Raw genomic sequence first — 18,250 nt, 5'->3', positions numbered from 1 at the left:
AGGGACAAGATATGAAAGACCCCTGGACACGGATGAGCGCCGACGACGCCGCGCAGGTCATTGAGCACAATGCGATGGTTGCTTTCAGCGGCTTTACCCCCGCCGGTTCGCCCAAAGCACTCCCTGCGGCTATCGCCCGCCGCGCCAGCGAACTGCATCAGGCGCAACAACCGTTTCAGATTCGGTTATTGACGGGAGCGTCTATTGGCGCTGCCGCCGATGATGCGCTGTCTGAGGCTGACGCCATTTCATGGCGTGCGCCCTATCAGACGTCAGGCAGCCTTCGGCAAAAAATCAATCAGGGTCAGGTTCGATTTGTAGACCTGCATCTGAGTGAAGTGGCGCAGATGGTAAACTATGGTTTCTTTGGTGATATTGACGTCGCGGTGATTGAAGCCTCGGCGATCGCGCCTGACGGACGAGTCTGGCTCACCAGCGGGATCGGCAATGCGCCCACCTGGCTACTGCGGGCGAAGAAAGTCATCATTGAGCTGAATCACTACCATAACCCACGCGTCGCTGAACTGGCTGATATCGTCATTCCCGGCGCACCGCCGCGTCGCAACAGCGTCCCCATTTTTCATGCGATGGATCGCGTGGGCGCCCGGTATGTGCAGATTGATCCCATCAAGATTATTGCGGTGGTCGATACAGAACTCCCCGACGGCGGAAACGTGCTGGATAACGCCAATCCTGTCTGCCAGCAAATCGCCGATAACGTCGTAACGTTTCTGCTGGAAGAAATGGCGCGTGGGCGGATCCCCGCGGAGTTTCTGCCGCTGCAAAGCGGGGTGGGTAATATCAATAATGCCGTGATGGCGCGACTGGGTGAAAATCCGGATATTCCGTCTTTTATGATGTATTCGGAGGTGTTACAGGAGTCTGTCGTGCATCTACTGGAAACGGGAAAAATCACCGGAGCCAGCGCCTCCAGTCTGACGGTATCCGCTGATTCCTTGCGAAAGATTTATGACAATATGGACTTCTTCGCCAGCCGTATTGTGCTTCGCCCACAGGAGATCTCGAATAATCCGGAAATTATTCGCCGTCTTGGCGTAATAGCCCTTAATGTCGGGCTGGAGTTTGATATCTACGGCCATGCCAACTCAACGCACGTGGCTGGCGTGAATCTAATGAACGGCATTGGCGGCAGCGGTGATTTTGAGCGCAACGCCTACCTGTCTATCTTTATGGCGCCATCCATCGCCAAAGGCGGCAAGATTTCCACTATCGTCCCCATGTGCAGTCACGTTGATCACAGCGAGCACAGCGTGAAGGTGATCATCACCGAACAGGGGATCGCCGATCTGCGGGGACTCTCACCGCTACAACGGGCGCACACGATCATCAACAACTGTGCGCATCCTCTCTATCAGGACTATCTACATCGCTATCTCGCCAGTGCGCCTGGCGGGCACATTCATCACGATCTCAACCACGTGTTCGATCTGCACCGTAATCTGATTGAACGCGGTTCGATGCTCGGCTAAGCCATCTCTGCGCCACGATCTTCCGCAATATGCTGAAGCATCGTGGCGGTATAGCGGTGGTTTTTCAGGGAGTAAAGGTACTCCTGCATATACATCGTACCGCCGGGCGCATCGAAATACTTCAACGTTGCCGGATTCACCAGACGCCAGGCAAACCAGGGGATCACGGTCAGAAACTGCCCGCGCTCTACCGCGCTTATCTTCGCCATAAAGCTGTAGGGACGATAGATGATCGTTGGGTTAATACCGCATGGCCGCATATGCGCTTCCAGTATCGCTTCAAAATTGGCCCGATTCTGAAAGCGCATTTGCAGCCAGGGCAGTTCACGCAAAAGCGTCTGCGGCTGTTTATCCTCGTAGCGACGGGAAACAAGAAACCCCAGACGCAAAGGCTTCAACTCACTGATGGTCAGATTGTCCAGCTCCTGCACGCGAGCCGAAACATACTGTGGAGAAATGATAAAATCGAGCTGGCGGCTAAACAGGTCATCAATGACTTCATTCTCGCTGAACTCAACGGACTTTACGGTCACGCCGTCATACTTATCGCCCAGGCTAATCAACTGGTCGAAAATAATCGTTGGGTAGGTGTTGTCGACGCCAATGACTATGTTGCGCGAACCACGTGCAGCGTGATGAATTTCATTATCGATTGCCGACAAGGACTGATAAATCGGAAAAAGTTTCTGGTACAACTCCTGCCCGGCCTTGTTCAGGCTTATGCTGTTGTCTTTACGGGTAAACAGCGTATAGCCAATTTGATCTTCCAGCGCAGAAATGCTTTTACCAAATGGCGATGCCGTCATGTGTATTTTCTCAGCCGCTCTGGCGATATTATTGGTTTGCGCCAACAGGATGAAATTACGCATTTTTTTCGAGATAAAAACATCCATAAAACACTCCATTATTCATCGCCATGACATCTCAACTGGCTGCGAAAAAATACTGGATAACGCGTCACCCTTTTTTGCAGTTGTTCACAAAACAGCGATAGTTCTGTTGCCGCAACCGCCGCACGGCACAGATATCGACATCGATATTTAAGCGCTGTTTTTTATCCGCAGTCGTGCTAATCACATTGACATTCCTCCGCAGAACACGTATCCCTGTCATTCATTGCTGCATAAAATGGGATACAAAATGTCATCGTTGCAAATTTCGCAAGGCACGTTTCGTCTTAGCGACACAAAAACGCTTCACCTGGATTCCGTGACGTTAAACGCGGGTGAGAGTTGGGCGTTTGTCGGTTCGAACGGAAGCGGGAAATCAGCGCTGGCACGCGCGCTGGCCGGCGAATTGTCGCTGCTCAAAGGTGAACGCCAGTGCGCATTCTCGCGGATAACACGCCTCTCCTTCGAGCAACTGCAGAAACTGGTCAGCGATGAATGGCAGCGTAATAACACCGATATGCTCAGTCCTGGCGAAGAGGATACCGGACGCACTACGGCGGAAATCATTCAGGACGAAGTGAACAACCCGGCCCGCTGCGCGACGCTGGCGCAGCAGTTTGGTATCACTCACCTGCTCGATCGCCGCTTTAAATATCTCTCTACCGGCGAAACGCGTAAGACGTTGCTCTGCCAGGCGCTGATGGCTGAGCCGGACCTGTTGATTCTCGACGAGCCGTTTGACGGTCTCGACGTCGCCTCCCGCCAGCAACTGGCAGGACTGCTTGAAACGCTCCATCAGTCAGGTATCACGCTGGTGCTGGTGTTGAACCGCTTTGATGAAATCCCGGCATTTATTCAGTATGCCGGTGTGCTGGTCGACTGCACCTTAACGGAAACCGGCGCGAAAGCCGATTTACTCCAGCAGGCGCTGATCGCTCAACTTGCGCATAGCGAGCGACTGGAAGGGGTGGCATTACCTGAAGCCGACGAACCCGCCGCCCAGCCTGCTCTGGCCACCGATGCGCCGCGGATCATCCTCCGGGATGGCGTCGTGTCGTATAACGATCGCCCTATTCTCGATCGTCTGAGCTGGCAGGTCGATCCCGGCGAACACTGGCAGATTGTCGGCCCCAACGGGGCAGGAAAATCGACGCTGCTCAGCCTGATCACCGGCGACCATCCGCAGGGTTACAGCAACGATCTGACGCTGTTTGGTCGTCGTCGCGGCAGTGGGGAAACTATCTGGGATATCAAAAAGCACATTGGCTACGTCAGTAGCAGTCTGCATCTCGACTACCGGGTGAGCACCACGGTGCGCAATGTGATTCTGTCGGGCTATTTCGATTCCATCGGGATTTATCAGGCCGTGTCGGATCGTCAACAAAAACTCGCACAGCAGTGGCTGGACATTCTGGGACTCGACAAACGTACCGCTGACGCGCCGTTTCACAGTCTTTCCTGGGGACAACAGCGACTGGCGCTGATCGCCCGTGCGCTGGTTAAGCATCCGACCCTGCTGATCCTCGACGAACCCTTACAGGGGCTGGATCCGCTGAACCGCCTGCTTATTCGTCGCTTTGTCGATGTGTTGATTAGCGAGGGCGACACGCAACTGCTGTTTGTCTCCCATCACGCTGAAGATGCGCCTGCCTGCATTACCCATCGTCTGGAATTTGTGCCAGAAGGCGAGACCTATACCTATCAGCAAACGCGGCTGCGTTAGTTTTCATCCGTGGGCGCGAAAGCGCCCTTTTTTTTCGGATAAAAGGCGCAATCATTCTTAAAGTTAATGATTTATAATCGATTAATTGATGACTCAGCGTGAGAAATCGTGAGTGTAAACGATTCCACTATTTTATTCCATGTCACACTTTTCGCATCTTTGTTATGCTATGGTAATTCCATACCATAAGCTTAACGGAGCGAATTATGAGAGTTCTGGTCACCGGTGGTAGCGGTTACATAGGAAGTCATACTTGTGTACAATTGCTGAAAAACGGTCATGACGTCATCATCCTTGATAACCTCTGCAACAGTAAGCGTAGCGTACTGCCTGTTATTGAACGTCTGAGCGGCAAACATCCAACGTTTGTTGAAGGCGATATCCGTAACGAAGCGCTGATGACGGAGATCCTGCACGATCACGCCATTGACACCGTCATCCATTTTGCCGGACTGAAGGCCGTCGGCGAATCCGTTGCAAAGCCGCTGGAATACTATGACAACAATGTCAACGGAACGCTGCGACTGATTAGTGCCATGCGCGCCGCCGGCGTCAAAAACTTCATTTTCAGCTCATCCGCCACCGTCTACGGCGACCAGCCGAAAATCCCTTACGTTGAAAGCTTCCCGACCGGCACGCCGCAAAGCCCTTATGGCAAAAGTAAGCTGATGGTTGAGCAAATCCTCACCGATCTGCAAAAAGCCCAGCCGGAATGGAGCATCGCGCTGCTGCGCTATTTCAACCCGGTCGGCGCGCATCCATCAGGGGACATGGGCGAAGACCCGCAGGGCATCCCGAATAACCTGATGCCTTACATCGCCCAGGTTGCAGTGGGCCGTCGCGACTCCCTCGCCATTTTTGGCAACGATTATCCGACCGAAGACGGTACCGGTGTCCGCGATTACATCCACGTGATGGATCTGGCTGATGGTCACGTTGCCGCGATGGAAAAACTGGCGGGCAAACAGGGCGTCCATATTTACAACCTCGGCGCAGGCGTCGGCAGCAGCGTGCTGGACGTGGTCAAAGCCTTCAGCAAAGCCTGCGGAAAACCGGTGAATTATCATTTTGCTCCGCGTCGTGATGGCGACCTGCCAGCCTACTGGGCAGATGCCAGCAAAGCCGACCGCGAACTGGACTGGCGTGTCACGCGCACGCTTGATGAGATGGCGCAGGACACCTGGCACTGGCAGTCGCGTCATCCGCAGGGATACGAGGATTAAGAAATATCATGAGTCAATTCAACCCCGTCGATCATCCGCATCGTCGTTTTAATCCGCTCACCGGACAGTGGATTCTGGTGTCGCCGCATCGTGCCAAACGTCCCTGGCAAGGGGCGCAAGAAACGCCCTCTAGTGACGTACTGCCAGCACACGATCCCGACTGTTTCCTGTGCGCGGGCAATACCCGCGTCACCGGTGATAAAAATCCGGATTACAGTGGGACGTTTGTGTTCACTAACGACTTTGCCGCGCTGATGACGGATACGCCTGACGCGCCGGACAGTCACGACCCGCTGATACGCTGCCAGAGCGCACGCGGCACCAGTCGCGTTATTTGCTTTTCACCGGATCACAGTAAAACCCTGCCGGAGCTTAGCATTCCTGCCCTGACAGAAATAGTGAAAACCTGGCAAGAGCAAACCGCTGATCTTGGGAAACGTTATCCCTGGGTACAGGTCTTTGAAAACAAAGGCACGGCGATGGGCTGCTCGAATCCCCACCCCCACGGCCAGATTTGGGCCAACAGTTTCCTGCCAAACGAAGCTGAACGCGAAGATCGCCTGCAAAGAACTTATTTTGCTGAGCAGGGGTCGCCGATGCTGGTTGACTATGTGCAGCGTGAACTGGCTGACGGCAGCCGTACGGTAGTAGAAACCGATCACTGGCTGGCTGTCGTCCCTTACTGGGCAGCCTGGCCCTTCGAAACGCTATTACTGCCGAAAGCGCATGTGCTGCGCATTACTGATTTGACCGACGAACAGCGCGCAGACCTTGCGCTGGCGTTGAAAAAACTGACCAGTCGTTACGACAACCTGTTCCAGTGCTCTTTCCCCTATTCAATGGGCTGGCACGGCGCGCCGTTTAACGGTGCAGAGAACGAACACTGGCAGCTACACGCGCACTTTTATCCGCCGCTGCTACGCTCCGCGACCGTCCGCAAATTTATGGTCGGTTACGAAATGCTGGCCGAAACCCAGCGCGATCTCACAGCAGAACAAGCGGCAGAGCGTCTGCGCGCGGTCAGCGACATCCATTTTCGCGAATCCGGAGTATAAAAATGAGTCTGAAAGAGAAAACACAATCTCTGTTTGCTGAAAAATTCGGCTACCCTGCAACCCACACTATTCAGGCGCCAGGCCGCGTCAATCTCATCGGCGAACACACCGATTATAACGACGGTTTTGTGTTGCCCTGCGCCATTGATTATCAAACCGTGATCAGTTGCGCTGCCCGCAACGACCGCCAGATCCGTGTCATTGCGGCCGATTACGATAATCAGACTGACGAGTTTTCTCTTGATGCTCCTATCGTCACCCATGACAGCCAGCAGTGGGCAAACTACGTACGCGGCGTGGTGAAGCACCTGCTCAAGCGCGACAGCAGCTTTGGTGGCGCAGACCTGGTGATCAGCGGTAATGTCCCACAGGGCGCGGGGCTGAGCTCTTCCGCTTCGCTGGAAGTGGCCGTCGGTACCGTGTTCCAGCAGCTTTACCATCTGCCACTGGACGGCGCGCAGATTGCGCTCAACGGTCAGGAAGCGGAAAACCAGTTTGTCGGCTGTAACTGTGGGATTATGGATCAGCTCATCTCCGCGCTGGGCAAGAAAGATCATGCCCTGCTGATCGACTGCCGCACGCTGGGCACCAAAGCGGTCTCAATGCCAGAAGGCGTAGCGATCGTCATCATCAACAGCAATTTTAAGCGCACGCTGGTCGGTAGCGAGTACAACACTCGCCGTCAGCAGTGCGAAACAGGCGCGCGTTTCTTCCAGCAACCGGCATTGCGTGATGTCAGTCTCGATACCTTTAACGCCGTAGCGAATGAACTGGACCCACTGGTTGCCAAACGCGTCCGTCACGTGTTAACTGAGAATGAACGTACTGTTGAAGCCGCCAGCGCGCTGGAAAAAGGCGATCTGCAACGCATGGGGCAACTGATGGCGGAATCGCACGCCTCAATGCGTGATGATTTTGAAATCACCGTGCCGCAGATTGATACGCTGGTTGACATTGTCAAAGCCACAATCGGGGAGAAAGGCGGTGTACGCATGACCGGCGGTGGATTTGGCGGTTGTGTTGTGGCGCTGATCCCGGAAGCGCTGGTCCCTGCCGTCCAGCAAGCCGTGGCTGCACAGTACGAAGCTAAAACCGGTATCAAAGAAACATTCTATGTGTGCAAACCATCACAAGGAGCAGGACAGTGCTGAATGAAACACCCGCACTGGCACCCGATGGTCAGCCGTACCGCCTGCTAACCCTGCGCAATGACGCAGGGATGGTGGTTACGCTGATGGACTGGGGTGCTACGTTACTCTCGGCCCGTATTCCCCTTTCCGACGGCAGCGTGCGTGAAGCGTTACTGGGCTGCGCCAGTCCGGAGCATTATCAGGATCAGTCGGCGTTTCTGGGTGCCTCGATTGGCCGTTACGCCAACCGGATTGCCGACAGCCGTTACACGTTTAGCGGTGAGACGGTCAGTCTGCTGCCAAGCCAGGGCGTCAATCAGCTACATGGCGGGCCAAACGGATTTGATAAACGCCGCTGGCAGATAGTCAATCAGAACGAACGTCAGGTACTGTTCGCCCTCACCTCCGACGATGGCGATCAGGGGTTTCCGGGCAATTTGTGCGCCACGGCGCAATATCGTCTGACCGATGACAACCGCATCTCGATTACCTATCGCGCGACGGTGGATAAGCCGTGTCCGGTCAATCTGACTAACCACGTTTACTTCAACCTCGATGGCGATCAAACCGACGTGCGCAACCATAAGCTGCAACTTCTGGCGGATGAATATCTGCCGGTGGATGAAGGCGGGATCCCACGGGACGGCCTGAAACCGGTCGCCGGAACCTCATTTGATTTCCGCACCGCGAAGGTGATCGCCAGCGAATTTCTTGCCGATGACGACCAGCGCAAAGTGAAAGGCTACGATCACGCCTTCCTGTTGCAGGCAAAAGGCGACAGTAAAAAACCGGTTGCCCTGCTCACTTCGCAAGACGGGAAGTTGCAGATGGAGGTCTACACCTCGGCCCCGGCGCTACAGTTTTACTCCGGTAATTTTCTCGGTGGCACCTCTTCACGCGGACCGAACGCCTACGATGATTATCAGGGCCTGGCGCTGGAGAGCGAATTCCTGCCAGACAGCCCGAACCATCCGGAATGGCCGCAGCCAGACAGCGTTCTGCGCCCCGGAGAGGAGTACGCCAGCCTGACGGAATATCGTTTTATTCCTTCCTGATGGTGCGGCACAGCCAATGTAAAATGCCCGATAGCGCCTGCGTATCGGGCTTAAGATATCGCATCTTGCTCAAATCCCCATCACTCAAAGACAAAATCGCAACTTAGAGTTCACAAGAACCTTACACTGCTGCACTATTTTCGCTATGGTTATGCGTAAGCATTGCCGCTGCCCCGTCACGGCAATATAATGAGAATTATTATCATTCGATAAAGCTTGAGGAGTGAGAGTATGGCTGTAACTAAGCTGGTTCTGGTACGCCACGGCGAAAGCCAGTGGAACAATGAAAACCGCTTCACCGGTTGGTATGACGTTGACCTGTCCGAGAAAGGCGTGGGTGAAGCGAAAGCAGCAGGCAAACTGCTGAAGGCTGAAGGCTATAGCTTCGATTTTGCTTATACCTCTGTGCTGAAACGTGCCATCCATACGCTGTGGAACGTCCTGGATGAACTGGATCAGGCCTGGCTACCGGTTGAGAAATCCTGGAAACTGAACGAACGTCACTACGGTGCGTTGCAGGGTCTGAACAAAGCAGAAACCGCTGAGAAATACGGTGACGAGCAGGTTAAACAGTGGCGTCGTGGCTTCGCGGTGACCCCGCCGGAGCTGACCAAAGATGACGAGCGCTATCCGGGGCACGATCCGCGCTATGCCAAACTGACGGAAAAAGAATTGCCGCTGACCGAGAGCCTGGCGCTGACCATCGATCGCGTAATCCCTTACTGGAATGAAACCATTCTGCCGCGCATGAAGAGCGGCGAGCGCGTGATCATCGCTGCGCACGGCAACTCTCTGCGCGCGCTGGTGAAATACCTCGACAACCTGAGCGAAGACGAAATCCTCGAACTGAACATCCCGACCGGCGTGCCGCTGGTGTATGAGTTCGACGAAAACTACCAGCCAATCAAACGTTACTATCTGGGTAATGCCGACGAGATCGCGGCGAAAGCGGCTGCCGTCGCCAACCAGGGTAAAGCGAAGTAATTTACCTTACGACGTAAAAAAGCCGACTCAATGAGTCGGCTTTCTATTCGCAAGACTTAACCGCGACGCGCTTTTACCGCATCCGCAAGTTGGCGCAGGATGGTGTCGGTATCTTCCCAGTTAATGCAGGCATCGGTAATGCTTTTGCCGTACACCAGCGGCTCACCGCTGTCCGGGTTCTGATTGCCTTCTACCAGATGACTTTCAATCATCACGCCCATTATCGCAGTCTCACCGTTAGCAATCTGCTGGCAGACATCAGCCCCAACTTCCATCTGCTTTTTAAACTGCTTACAGGAGTTGGCATGGCTGAAATCAATCATGATTTGCGCAGGCAGACCCGCTTTCGCCAGACCCTCTTTCACCGCCGCGACATGTGCAGCGCTGTAGTTCGGCTCTTTGCCGCCGCGCAGAATGATATGGCAATCGCCGTTACCGCTGGTATTCACAATGGCAGAGTGACCCCATTTGGTGACAGACAGGAAGCAGTGCGGTGCACCAGCGGCGTTGATGGCGTCAATCGCCACTTTAATGGTGCCATCAGTACCGTTCTTGAAGCCGACCGGACAAGAAAGACCCGACGCCAGCTCACGGTGAACCTGAGATTCGGTAGTACGCGCGCCAATCGCGCCCCAGCTCATCATGTCCGCCAGGTATTGCGGGGTGATCATATCGAGGAATTCCCCTGCCGTCGGCAGGCCGCTGTCGTTAATATCCAGCAGCAGCTTACGCGCAATGCGCAAACCGTCATTGATCTGGAAGCTGTTATCCATGTGCGGATCGTTAATCAGCCCTTTCCAGCCAACGGTCGTACGCGGTTTTTCAAAGTAGACACGCATGACGATTTCCAGCTCGCCTTTCAGCGCTTCGCGCAGCGCCAGCAGACGACCTGCGTACTCTTTCGCCGCCACAGGATCATGAATAGAGCACGGCCCAATCACCACCAGCAGGCGATCGTCATTCCCCTTCAAAATTTTGTGAATGGCTTTACGCGCATGGGCAACCGTGTTGGCGGCATTTTCTGTAGCGGGGAATTTTTCCAGCAGTGCGACAGGGGGTAATAACTCGTTGATCTCTTTAATACGTAAATCGTCGTTCTGATAATTCATGATTATTCCAGCGTTGCCATACTTATCTAAATGAATGCAATCCCTCCAATCTATATCCTCAGCCAAAAAGTGTAAACGGGCTTTTACACTTCGGACGGAATAATCCTGGAATTCAGCTAAAAAACGCCACAAAGTAGCGAAAAACGAGATCTAACCTACAATTTTTAACTGTAACCACTCTGTTTATGAATCTTTTCAAGATTCTCTGCTGAGCCTTTGCGCTCGTTTGAGATCGTTAACCATTGCCTGACCCTTGACTGGCATATGCACTGTTGGAAGACGTTATCCGACATCTCAACCATAACAGGAGCATCTGATGAAAATGACAAAATTAGCTTCACTTTTCCTGACCGCTACGCTCAGCCTTGCCAGCGGCGCAGCGCTGGCAGCCGAAACCAGCGCCCAGACCAATAATGGCCAGGCGAACGCCGCCGCCGACGCAGGCCAGGTCGCTCCGGATGCAAAAGAAAACGTGGCGCCAAATAATGTCGATAACGACAACATCAACTCAGGTGGCACAATGCTGCATCCGAATGGTTCATCGATGAACCATGAGGGGATGACCAAAGATGAGGTGCACAAAAACACCATGTGTAAGGACGGGCGCTGCCCGGATGTGAATAAAAAAGTGGAAACCGGAAATGGCATTAACAACGACGTTGATACTAAAACCGATGGCACCACTCAGTAACACTGATCAGTAACACTGAAAATGGCTAATAACGGGAGAGCTCAGGCTCTCCTTTTTTAATTTATTAATCCAGAAACGGTATGATGTCATACAGTTAAGAAAAGAATACCCAAGGGATGACATTATGGCGCACTCACACTCACATTCGGCCCCTCATCTGCCCGAGGATGGCAACGCCCGCCGTCTGATGCTCGCGTTTTGCATCACGGCAGGCTTTATGTTGCTGGAGGTAGTGGGCGGGATTTTATCCGGTTCACTGGCGTTGCTCGCCGACGCAGGGCATATGCTGACCGATGCCGCCGCACTGTTGTTTGCGCTATTGGCCGTTCAGTTCGCCCGCCGACCGCCGACTATCCGCCACACCTTTGGCTGGCTGAGACTGACGACGCTGGCCGCTTTCGTCAATGCGATTGCATTAGTCGTGATTACGATTTTAATCGTCTGGGAGGCGATTGAGCGCTTCTACACGCCGCGTCCGGTGGCGGGCGGCATGATGATGGTCATCGCCATCGCCGGATTGCTGGCGAATATCCTTGCCTTCTGGATCCTCCACCGCGGCAGCGAAGAGAAAAACCTGAACGTACGCGCCGCGGCGTTGCATGTGATGGGGGATTTATTGGGTTCTGTGGGGGCCATCATCGCGGCGGTGATTATTATCTGGACCGGCTGGACGCCTGCCGACCCTATTCTGTCAATACTGGTTTCACTGCTGGTCCTGCGCAGTGCGTGGCGCTTATTGAAAGATAGCGTGAATGAGTTGCTGGAAGGTGCCCCGGTTTCGCTGGATATCGCTGCGCTGCAGCGCCACCTCAGCAGGGAGCTTCCTGAAGTGCGAAACGTCCATCACGTACACGTGTGGATGGTGGGGGAAAAACCGGTCATGACCCTGCATGTACAGGTGATCCCACCGCACGATCATGACGGGCTGCTGGCGCGCATCCAGCATTTTCTGATTCATCATTACCAGATTGCACACGCCACCATTCAGATGGAATATCAGCCCTGTCACGGGCCGGACTGCGATCTCAATCAGAAAGTGTCCGGCCATTCACATCATCACCACTAATGGGACAGCGCGTGTGAGCCTCGTTCGCGCGCGCTGTTAATCCACATCCGGCTACCGTTAAGCGCAATGAAGGTCAGGATCAGGTACTCCAGCGACATCGCATAGACCCCCTGCAGGGCAAAGATCACCACGCTAATCACATTGATCACCACCCAGAGCAGCCAGTTCTCAACGTATTTGCGGGTCATCAGGATCATCGCCACGATCGACAAAACCATCATGCAGGAATCCCAGAACGGGAAGGCATCGGGCTGTAAATCCGGTACAGCAACCTGCAGGCCAAGTATCTGCATGATCGATACCGCAATACGGGTCAGAAAAGCAAAGACCGGGTCGATATAGACTGTCATCAAACCGATCGCCACCACACAAACCGCCAGCCAGCCCAACGCCTTCGGCAGAGGCAGCCAGCGAATCTTGAGCTCCGCCTCATTCTGCGTGGTCTGCCGCGACCACGCATACCAGCCGTAAATGTTGGCGGCGAAAAAGAAAAGCTGCAACAGCAGGCTGGCGTAGAGCTGGATCTGGAAAAAGATGATCGCAAACAGCGTGACGTTAATCAGGCCAAAAACGTAGTTGCTGATCTTCTCCATACTGGCGAGACCAATACACAACAACCCCGCGATAGTGCCTATCGCTTCGATCCACGACAGATCGTACCCCCCAGCACCAATGGGTATATGTACCAGAATGTTCTGCGTGCTAAAAAAGTCCATCTTTTCCCCCGGAGCGTGTGATTATCTACGCACGTAGTGTAGCCGCAAATTCCAGCATACGGTTTAACGGCACTAATGCGCCTTCTCGCAGCGCTTCGTCAACCTGAATCTCATGGGACTGCCCACCCTGCTCCAGCCCCTCAGCGATGGCTTTAAGGCCGTTCATCGCCATCCATGGACAGTGCGCGCAGCTGCGGCAGGTGGCGCCTTCTCCGGCTGTGGGCGCTTCCAGCAACTCTTTGTCCGGTACCGCCTGCTGCATTTTGTAGAAAATACCCCGATCGGTAGCAACAATAAGTTGCTGATGTGGCAGCGTTTTAGCTGCATTAATGAGCTGGCTGGTGGAACCGACAGCATCAGCCATATCCACTATCGCCTGCGGTGATTCCGGGTGAACCAGGATCGCGGCGTCCGGGTATAAACCTTTCATGCGACTCAGCGCCTGCGTTTTGAACTCGTCATGGACAATGCACGCCCCTTGCCAGCAAAGGACATCCGCCCCTGTCTTCTTTTGAACATATTTTCCGAGATGGCGATCCGGTGCCCAGATGATTTTTTCACCCAAACTATCCAGATGCTCAATCAGTTCAACCGCGATACTGGACGTCACCACCCAGTCGGCGCGAGCCTTAACCGCCGCGGAGGTATTGGCATAAACCACGACGGTGCGATCCGGATGGGCATCGCAGAACGCGCTGAATGCGTCGATCGGACAGCCAAGATCCAGCGAACATTCCGCCTCGAGGGTCGGCATTAAAATGGTTTTTTCCGGGCTGAGAATTTTAGCCGTCTCCCCCATAAAGCGAACGCCTGCAACGAGCAGCGTCGAGGCGGGATGATTGGCGCCAAAGCGGGCCATCTCCAGTGAGTCAGAAATACAGCCGCCGGTCTCTTCGGCCAGTTGCTGGATTTCGGGGTCGGTGTAATAGTGCGCAACCATCACCGCATCACGCTCTTTCAGCAGACGCTTGATTTTTTCGCGGTAGAACGCTTTTTCATCGGCACTCAGCGGTACCGGCTTCGGGGGAAACGGATAGATTGCGGTTTCAGGATCAAACATCACGCTCATCATGCTTTCTCGTTTTGCTAGCTTAACGAATTAACCGACTTAAGGCGTGATGCATGCCATGATCGGTCATATTTGTTTTATATGCTAAACAAGATAGCGGATTGAGCGGCAAAAGTCACAACAATTGCGCTTGATAATGCCGGATGGCGACTGACGTCTTATCCGGACAGGAAGGGCGTAGCCTTTGACCCGATCAATCATTGTCGGCCTGGTAAACGAAGCGTCATCAGGCGCTACGCAGGTTCGAATCGTTACATTCTGCGCATAGCAAAAAGGCGCCTTTAGGGCGCCTTTTTACACTGGTGGGTCGTGCAGGATGACTTGGCTTCGCCTCGCCCTTCGGGCCGTTGATGAAGCAACGTTATCCTTCACGTTTAACATCTGATGTTGATGTTAAATTGGTGGGTCGTGCAGGATTCGAACCTGCGACCAATTGATTAAAAGTCAACTGCTCTACCAACTGAGCTAACGACCCCTTACGGGACTTTCTTAATTAATCATTCAGGATGGTGGGTCGTGCAGGATGACTCGGCTTCGCCTCGCCCTTCGGGCCGTTGCTAAAGCAACGTTATCCTTCACGTTCTCTACCAGTAACCACCTTAATATTGGTGGGTCGTGCAGGATTCGAACCTGCGACCAATTGATTAAAAGTCAACTGCTCTACCAACTGAGCTAACGACCCATTCGGGTGTTACCTGAAAGATTTTTTACTCGTCACCAATTTAATATTCAATGTTAAATTGGTGGGTCGTGCAGGATGACTCGGCTTCGCCTCGCCCTTCGGGCCGTTGCTGAAGCAACGTTATCCTTCACGTTTAACATCTGAGTTTGATGTTAAATTGGTGGGTCGTGCAGGATTCGAACCTGCGACCAATTGATTAAAAGTCAACTGCTCTACCAACTGAGCTAACGACCCGAGTGGTGGGTGATGACGGGATCGAACCGCCGACCCCCTCCTTGTAAGGGAGGTGCTCTCCCAGCTGAGCTAATCACCCGATACTACGCTGGATATTACTGACTACCTTTGTTCGTGGCGGGTCGTGCAGGATGACTCGGCTTCGCCTCGTCCTATGGTCCGTTGCTTTCGCAACGTTATCCTTCACGTTCTACTATCGCGTCCACCAGAACGATTGGTGGGTCGTGCAGGATTCGAACCTGCGACCAATTGATTAAAAGTCAACTGCTCTACCAACTGAGCTAACGACCCACTTTTGCGCTGCTTTTGGTTTGTTTGATATCCCTTGGCAACGGCGGCATATATTACTGATTTAAGATTTGAGCGCAACAAAAATTTCGATGTAGATCACTCAACTGCTTAGGAATCGCACGACACGACCAGAAATAATTCGATTTCTGGTCGTATGCTGTGCATTACATCGCGCCAAGACGTTTCTGCGCTTGTTTTGCGCCTTCGGTGCCTGGGTATTTGCTGATAACCTGTTGATAAACCGCTTTTGCTTTCGCAGTGTCACCTTTGTCCTGCATGATCACACCGACTTTATACATCGCGTCAGCAGCCTTTGGTGACTTCGGGTAGTTTTTCACCACCGAAGCAAAATAAAACGCGGCATCATCTTTTTTACCCTTGTTGTAATTCAACTGACCGAGCCAGTAGTTGGCGTTCGGCTGATAAGTCGAATCAGGGTATTTTTTGATGAAGTTCTGGAATGCCACAATTGCATCATCCTGGCGGGATTTATCCTGCACCAGGGCAATTGCCGCATTGTAATCGGTATTCGCGTCACCGCTTTGTACTGGCGCACCCGACGTCGCAGCACCTGCGTCAGGCGCAGACGTCGCTGTCCCCGCAGTTGATCCGCTCTGATCGCCGCTTGTCGACTGCGCGGAAGCGCCACCGCTGCTCAGACTGTCCATCTGTAACAGGATCTGCTTCTGACGCTCAACTACCTGATTCAGTTGATACTGACTTTCCTGAATTTGACCACGCAGGGAGTCTATATCGGCCTGATTATCAGAGAGTTGCTGCTGGAGTTGGGTTAAAAGCTGGCTGTGAGCGTTAGAAATACGCTCGAGTTGAGTGACACGGTCTTCGACCGAGCCTGAGCCGACACTACTGATTGGCGCCTGAGCAAAAGCGGCCCAGGGGGCCGCTATGCCAACCAGTAACGACAGACTCAACAGATGATGTCTGAAGTTACTGCTCATGCAATTCTCTTAGTAAACCAGTACGGCACGACGGTTTTTGGAGTAAGCCGCTTCGTCGTGACCCAGTACTGCAGGTTTTTCTTTACCGTAAGAAACGATGGAGATCTGGTCAGCAGAAACGCCTTTACCCTGCAGGTACATCTTAACAGCGTTCGCACGACGTTCACCCAGGGAGATGTTGTACTCAGGAGTACCACGTTCGTCCGCGTGACCTTCTACGGTGACTTTGTAAGACGGGTTGCTACGCAGGAAGTTAGCGTGCGCATCCAGCATTGCAGCGAAGTCAGAACGGATATCGTACTTGTCCAGATCGAAGTAAACGATGTTGTTCTGCTGCAGCTGTTGCATCTGCAGACGAGCCTGCTCTTCAGAGGACATGTTGCCGCTGCCGTTTGCATCCATACCAGTGCCGGCACCCAGCATGCCTTCGCTGCCGTCATTGCTGGCGTTCTTGTTAGAAGAACATGCCGCAATAGCCATAACAGGCAGAGCGATCATCAGCCCTTTCAGCACTTTGTTCAGTTGCATTTCAATGATTCCTTTATTAATCAATTATTTATTATCACAGATACGGCGACCAGGCAGGGAATTTAACCTGTCCATCAGTTGCCGGAAGACGCGCTTTGAAACGCCCATCTGTAGAAACCAAATTCAGCACGGATCCCATCCCCTGAGAAGAGCTGTAGATTACCATAGTGCCGTTAGGTGCCAGACTTGGCGTTTCGTCCAGGAACGTTGACGACAGAACTTGTACGCCACCCGCTACCAGATCTTGTTTGGCAATGTGCTGCTGACCATTGGCCGAGCTTACCATTACCATAAATTTGCCGTCGCTGCTGACATCAGCATCCTGGTTTTGTGAACCTTCCCAGGTAATACGCTGCGGAGCACCGCCGTTAACGTTAACTTTATACACTTGCGGACGACCCGCCTGATCCGATGTAAAGGCCAGGTTCTGGCTGTCCGGGAACCAGGTCGGCTCCGTATTGTTGCTGCGGCCATCGGTCACCTGACGGATCTGGCCAGAACCAATATCCATCACATACAGGTTCAGGCTCCCGGTTTTTGACAGGGCAAACGCCAGTTTGCTGCCATCCGGAGAGAACGCAGGCGCACCGTTGTGACGCGGGAATGACGCAACCTGACGGACCGCGCCGTTAGACAACGTCTGAATAACCAGCGCAGAACGACCGCTTTCGAAGGTGACATACGCCAGTTTAGAACCGTCCGGAGACCAGGCCGGAGACATCAACGGCTGCGGTGAACGGTGAACCACAAACTGGTTGTAGCCATCGTAGTCAGACACGCGCAGTTCATACGGGAACTGACCGCCGTTAGTCTGAACAACATACGCGATACGGGTACGGAATGCGCCTTTAATACCGGTCAGTTTCTCAAACACTTCGTCACTGGCAGTATGGCCGGCATAACGCAGCCACTGCTTGTTCACTTTGTAAGAGTTCTGAGCCAGTACAGTACCCGGCGCACCGCCGGTGTCAACCAGCTGGTAAGCAACATTGTAGGAACCGTCCGGATTCGGAGTCACCTGACCGACCACGACCGCGTCAATCCCCAGCGCAGACCATGCAGCAGGTTGAACGTCCTGCGCAGTCCCCGGCTGTTGTGGCAAACGAGACCGATCTAACGGATTAAATTTACCGCTGTTGCGCAGGTCAGCGCCAACAATGCCACCGATATCTTCAGGTGCAGCACCCGGCCCAGCCCACTGGAATGGCACAACCCCAATCGGGCGCGCCGAGTCCACCCCCTGGGTTATCTCAATACGTACTTCTGCGTGCAGCACCGCTGCCCACAGCATCAGAAAACCAAATGCTACTCGTAATGCCTGCTTCATCATATCTCCCTTATCCAGGCGATCAGCC

16 protein-coding genes and 5 tRNA genes are annotated in these 18,250 nt (G+C 53.6%); 9 read left to right on the top strand and 12 right to left on the bottom strand.

The genetic code is table 11. The features are described 5' to 3' along the window. The first annotated feature begins 11 nt into the window (after positions 1 to 11). Positions 12 to 1,490, top strand: coding sequence for an acetyl-CoA hydrolase/transferase family protein (locus C2U53_RS17425; protein ID WP_104446158.1), 1,479 nt, complete (start codon positions 12 to 14; stop codon positions 1,488 to 1,490). Here the strand turns inward: C2U53_RS17425 and C2U53_RS17420 are convergent. Then, positions 1,487 to 2,383 (bottom strand): LysR family transcriptional regulator, encoded by an 897-nt coding sequence (locus tag C2U53_RS17420; RefSeq protein WP_044256509.1) that lies wholly within the window; start codon positions 2,381 to 2,383, stop codon positions 1,487 to 1,489. The genes C2U53_RS17425 and C2U53_RS17420 overlap by 4 nt on opposite strands. A gap of 247 nt (positions 2,384 to 2,630) precedes the next feature. Between C2U53_RS17420 and modF the strand changes: the two genes are divergently transcribed. The 6 genes from modF (at position 2,631) to gpmA (ending at position 9,550) form a co-directional block, all read left to right on the top strand. Next, positions 2,631 to 4,103, top strand: a complete 1,473-nt coding sequence (gene modF / locus C2U53_RS17415; protein WP_054176164.1) for a molybdate ABC transporter ATP-binding protein ModF — start codon at positions 2,631 to 2,633, stop codon at positions 4,101 to 4,103. A 206-nt stretch (positions 4,104 to 4,309) separates the two neighbouring features. Beyond that, a complete protein-coding gene (gene galE / locus C2U53_RS17410) occupies positions 4,310 to 5,326 on the top strand; it encodes a UDP-glucose 4-epimerase GalE (RefSeq protein WP_043001328.1) in 1,017 nt (338 codons plus the stop codon). 8 nt (positions 5,327 to 5,334) lie between these two features. Then, entirely contained in the window at positions 5,335 to 6,381 is a 1,047-nt protein-coding gene (galT, locus tag C2U53_RS17405) for a galactose-1-phosphate uridylyltransferase (protein ID WP_044327774.1), read from the top strand. Between the two features lie 2 nt (positions 6,382 to 6,383). Further along, entirely contained in the window at positions 6,384 to 7,532 is a 1,149-nt protein-coding gene (gene galK, locus C2U53_RS17400; protein ID WP_104446157.1) for a galactokinase, read from the top strand. Beyond that, positions 7,526 to 8,566 (top strand): galactose-1-epimerase, encoded by a 1,041-nt coding sequence (gene galM / locus C2U53_RS17395; protein ID WP_044256517.1) that lies wholly within the window; start codon positions 7,526 to 7,528, stop codon positions 8,564 to 8,566. The genes galK and galM overlap by 7 nt, the downstream gene beginning before the upstream one ends. Before the next feature lie 231 nt (positions 8,567 to 8,797). Beyond that, positions 8,798 to 9,550, top strand: coding sequence for a 2,3-diphosphoglycerate-dependent phosphoglycerate mutase (gene gpmA / locus C2U53_RS17385; RefSeq protein WP_043001332.1), 753 nt, complete (start codon positions 8,798 to 8,800; stop codon positions 9,548 to 9,550). A gap of 56 nt (positions 9,551 to 9,606) precedes the next feature. Here gpmA and aroG read toward each other — a convergent pair whose 3' ends face one another. Beyond that, positions 9,607 to 10,659: a 3-deoxy-7-phosphoheptulonate synthase AroG gene (gene aroG / locus C2U53_RS17380; protein WP_043001333.1), complete on the bottom strand. Its 1,053-nt coding sequence runs from the start codon at positions 10,657 to 10,659 to the stop codon at positions 9,607 to 9,609. Between the two features lie 316 nt (positions 10,660 to 10,975). On the opposite strand from aroG, the gene C2U53_RS17370 reads away from it, so the two are divergent. Both C2U53_RS17370 and zitB read left to right on the top strand, forming a co-directional pair. Next, positions 10,976 to 11,350: a YbgS-like family protein gene (locus C2U53_RS17370; protein ID WP_043001334.1), complete on the top strand. Its 375-nt coding sequence runs from the start codon at positions 10,976 to 10,978 to the stop codon at positions 11,348 to 11,350. Positions 11,351 to 11,474: 124 nt separating this feature from the next. After that, positions 11,475 to 12,416 (top strand): CDF family zinc transporter ZitB, encoded by a 942-nt coding sequence (zitB, locus tag C2U53_RS17365; protein ID WP_061070364.1) that lies wholly within the window; start codon positions 11,475 to 11,477, stop codon positions 12,414 to 12,416. Here the strand turns inward: zitB and pnuC are convergent. From pnuC to tolB, 10 genes are all read right to left on the bottom strand, one after another. Then, positions 12,413 to 13,132 carry a nicotinamide riboside transporter PnuC gene (pnuC, locus tag C2U53_RS17360; protein ID WP_044256522.1) on the bottom strand — a complete coding sequence of 240 codons (720 nt, stop codon included), beginning with the start codon at positions 13,130 to 13,132 and terminating at the stop codon, positions 12,413 to 12,415. The two genes, zitB and pnuC, sit on opposite strands and share 4 nt — an antisense overlap. A gap of 25 nt (positions 13,133 to 13,157) precedes the next feature. Then, a complete protein-coding gene (gene nadA / locus C2U53_RS17355) occupies positions 13,158 to 14,201 on the bottom strand; it encodes a quinolinate synthase NadA (protein WP_043001337.1) in 1,044 nt (347 codons plus the stop codon). A 399-nt stretch (positions 14,202 to 14,600) separates the two neighbouring features. Next, positions 14,601 to 14,676: transfer RNA gene (locus tag C2U53_RS17350), tRNA-Lys, on the bottom strand. Between the two features lie 131 nt (positions 14,677 to 14,807). Beyond that, positions 14,808 to 14,883: transfer RNA gene (locus tag C2U53_RS17345), tRNA-Lys, on the bottom strand. A 158-nt stretch (positions 14,884 to 15,041) separates the two neighbouring features. After that, positions 15,042 to 15,117, bottom strand: a tRNA-Lys gene (locus C2U53_RS17340). A gap of 3 nt (positions 15,118 to 15,120) precedes the next feature. Next, positions 15,121 to 15,196 (bottom strand) — tRNA-Val (locus tag C2U53_RS17335). Between the two features lie 136 nt (positions 15,197 to 15,332). Continuing rightward, a tRNA-Lys gene (locus tag C2U53_RS17330) sits at positions 15,333 to 15,408 on the bottom strand. 164 nt (positions 15,409 to 15,572) lie between these two features. Beyond that, a complete protein-coding gene (gene cpoB / locus C2U53_RS17325) occupies positions 15,573 to 16,367 on the bottom strand; it encodes a cell division protein CpoB (protein ID WP_104446156.1) in 795 nt (264 codons plus the stop codon). A gap of 9 nt (positions 16,368 to 16,376) precedes the next feature. After that, positions 16,377 to 16,895, bottom strand: a complete 519-nt coding sequence (pal, locus tag C2U53_RS17320; protein ID WP_006685431.1) for a peptidoglycan-associated lipoprotein Pal — start codon at positions 16,893 to 16,895, stop codon at positions 16,377 to 16,379. 34 nt (positions 16,896 to 16,929) lie between these two features. Further along, on the bottom strand, positions 16,930 to 18,222 hold the full coding sequence (gene tolB, locus C2U53_RS17315; RefSeq protein WP_043001339.1) for a Tol-Pal system beta propeller repeat protein TolB: 1,293 nt from the start codon (positions 18,220 to 18,222) through the stop codon (positions 16,930 to 16,932). Between the last annotated feature and the right edge of the window lie 28 nt (positions 18,223 to 18,250).

This window comes from Citrobacter sp. CFNIH10, assembly GCF_002934585.1.
GTDB lineage: Bacteria > Pseudomonadota > Gammaproteobacteria > Enterobacterales > Enterobacteriaceae > Citrobacter_A > Citrobacter_A amalonaticus.
Note: the sequence above shows the minus strand (reverse complement) of the source record. Positions and strands in the feature narration are given on the sequence as shown.

What these genes read in the sequence shown, in the direction of transcription:
- galK (WP_104446157.1), top strand. Translation starts at nt 6,384, where the DNA reads ATGAGTCTGAAAGAGAAAACACAATCTCTGTTTGCTGAAAAATTCGGC.
- galE (WP_043001328.1), top strand. Translation starts at nt 4,310, where the DNA reads ATGAGAGTTCTGGTCACCGGTGGTAGCGGTTACATAGGAAGTCATACT.
- pnuC (WP_044256522.1), bottom strand. Translation starts at nt 13,132, where the DNA reads ATGGACTTTTTTAGCACGCAGAACATTCTGGTACATATACCCATTGGT.
- C2U53_RS17420 (WP_044256509.1), bottom strand. Translation starts at nt 2,383, where the DNA reads ATGGATGTTTTTATCTCGAAAAAAATGCGTAATTTCATCCTGTTGGCG.
- modF (WP_054176164.1), top strand. Translation starts at nt 2,631, where the DNA reads ATGTCATCGTTGCAAATTTCGCAAGGCACGTTTCGTCTTAGCGACACA.
- zitB (WP_061070364.1), top strand. Translation starts at nt 11,475, where the DNA reads ATGGCGCACTCACACTCACATTCGGCCCCTCATCTGCCCGAGGATGGC.
- tolB (WP_043001339.1), bottom strand. Translation starts at nt 18,222, where the DNA reads ATGAAGCAGGCATTACGAGTAGCATTTGGTTTTCTGATGCTGTGGGCA.
- gpmA (WP_043001332.1), top strand. Translation starts at nt 8,798, where the DNA reads ATGGCTGTAACTAAGCTGGTTCTGGTACGCCACGGCGAAAGCCAGTGG.
- C2U53_RS17425 (WP_104446158.1), top strand. Translation starts at nt 12, where the DNA reads ATGAAAGACCCCTGGACACGGATGAGCGCCGACGACGCCGCGCAGGTC.
- pal (WP_006685431.1), bottom strand. Translation starts at nt 16,895, where the DNA reads ATGCAACTGAACAAAGTGCTGAAAGGGCTGATGATCGCTCTGCCTGTT.
- aroG (WP_043001333.1), bottom strand. Translation starts at nt 10,659, where the DNA reads ATGAATTATCAGAACGACGATTTACGTATTAAAGAGATCAACGAGTTA.
- C2U53_RS17370 (WP_043001334.1), top strand. Translation starts at nt 10,976, where the DNA reads ATGAAAATGACAAAATTAGCTTCACTTTTCCTGACCGCTACGCTCAGC.
- nadA (WP_043001337.1), bottom strand. Translation starts at nt 14,201, where the DNA reads ATGAGCGTGATGTTTGATCCTGAAACCGCAATCTATCCGTTTCCCCCG.
- galT (WP_044327774.1), top strand. Translation starts at nt 5,335, where the DNA reads ATGAGTCAATTCAACCCCGTCGATCATCCGCATCGTCGTTTTAATCCG.
- cpoB (WP_104446156.1), bottom strand. Translation starts at nt 16,367, where the DNA reads ATGAGCAGTAACTTCAGACATCATCTGTTGAGTCTGTCGTTACTGGTT.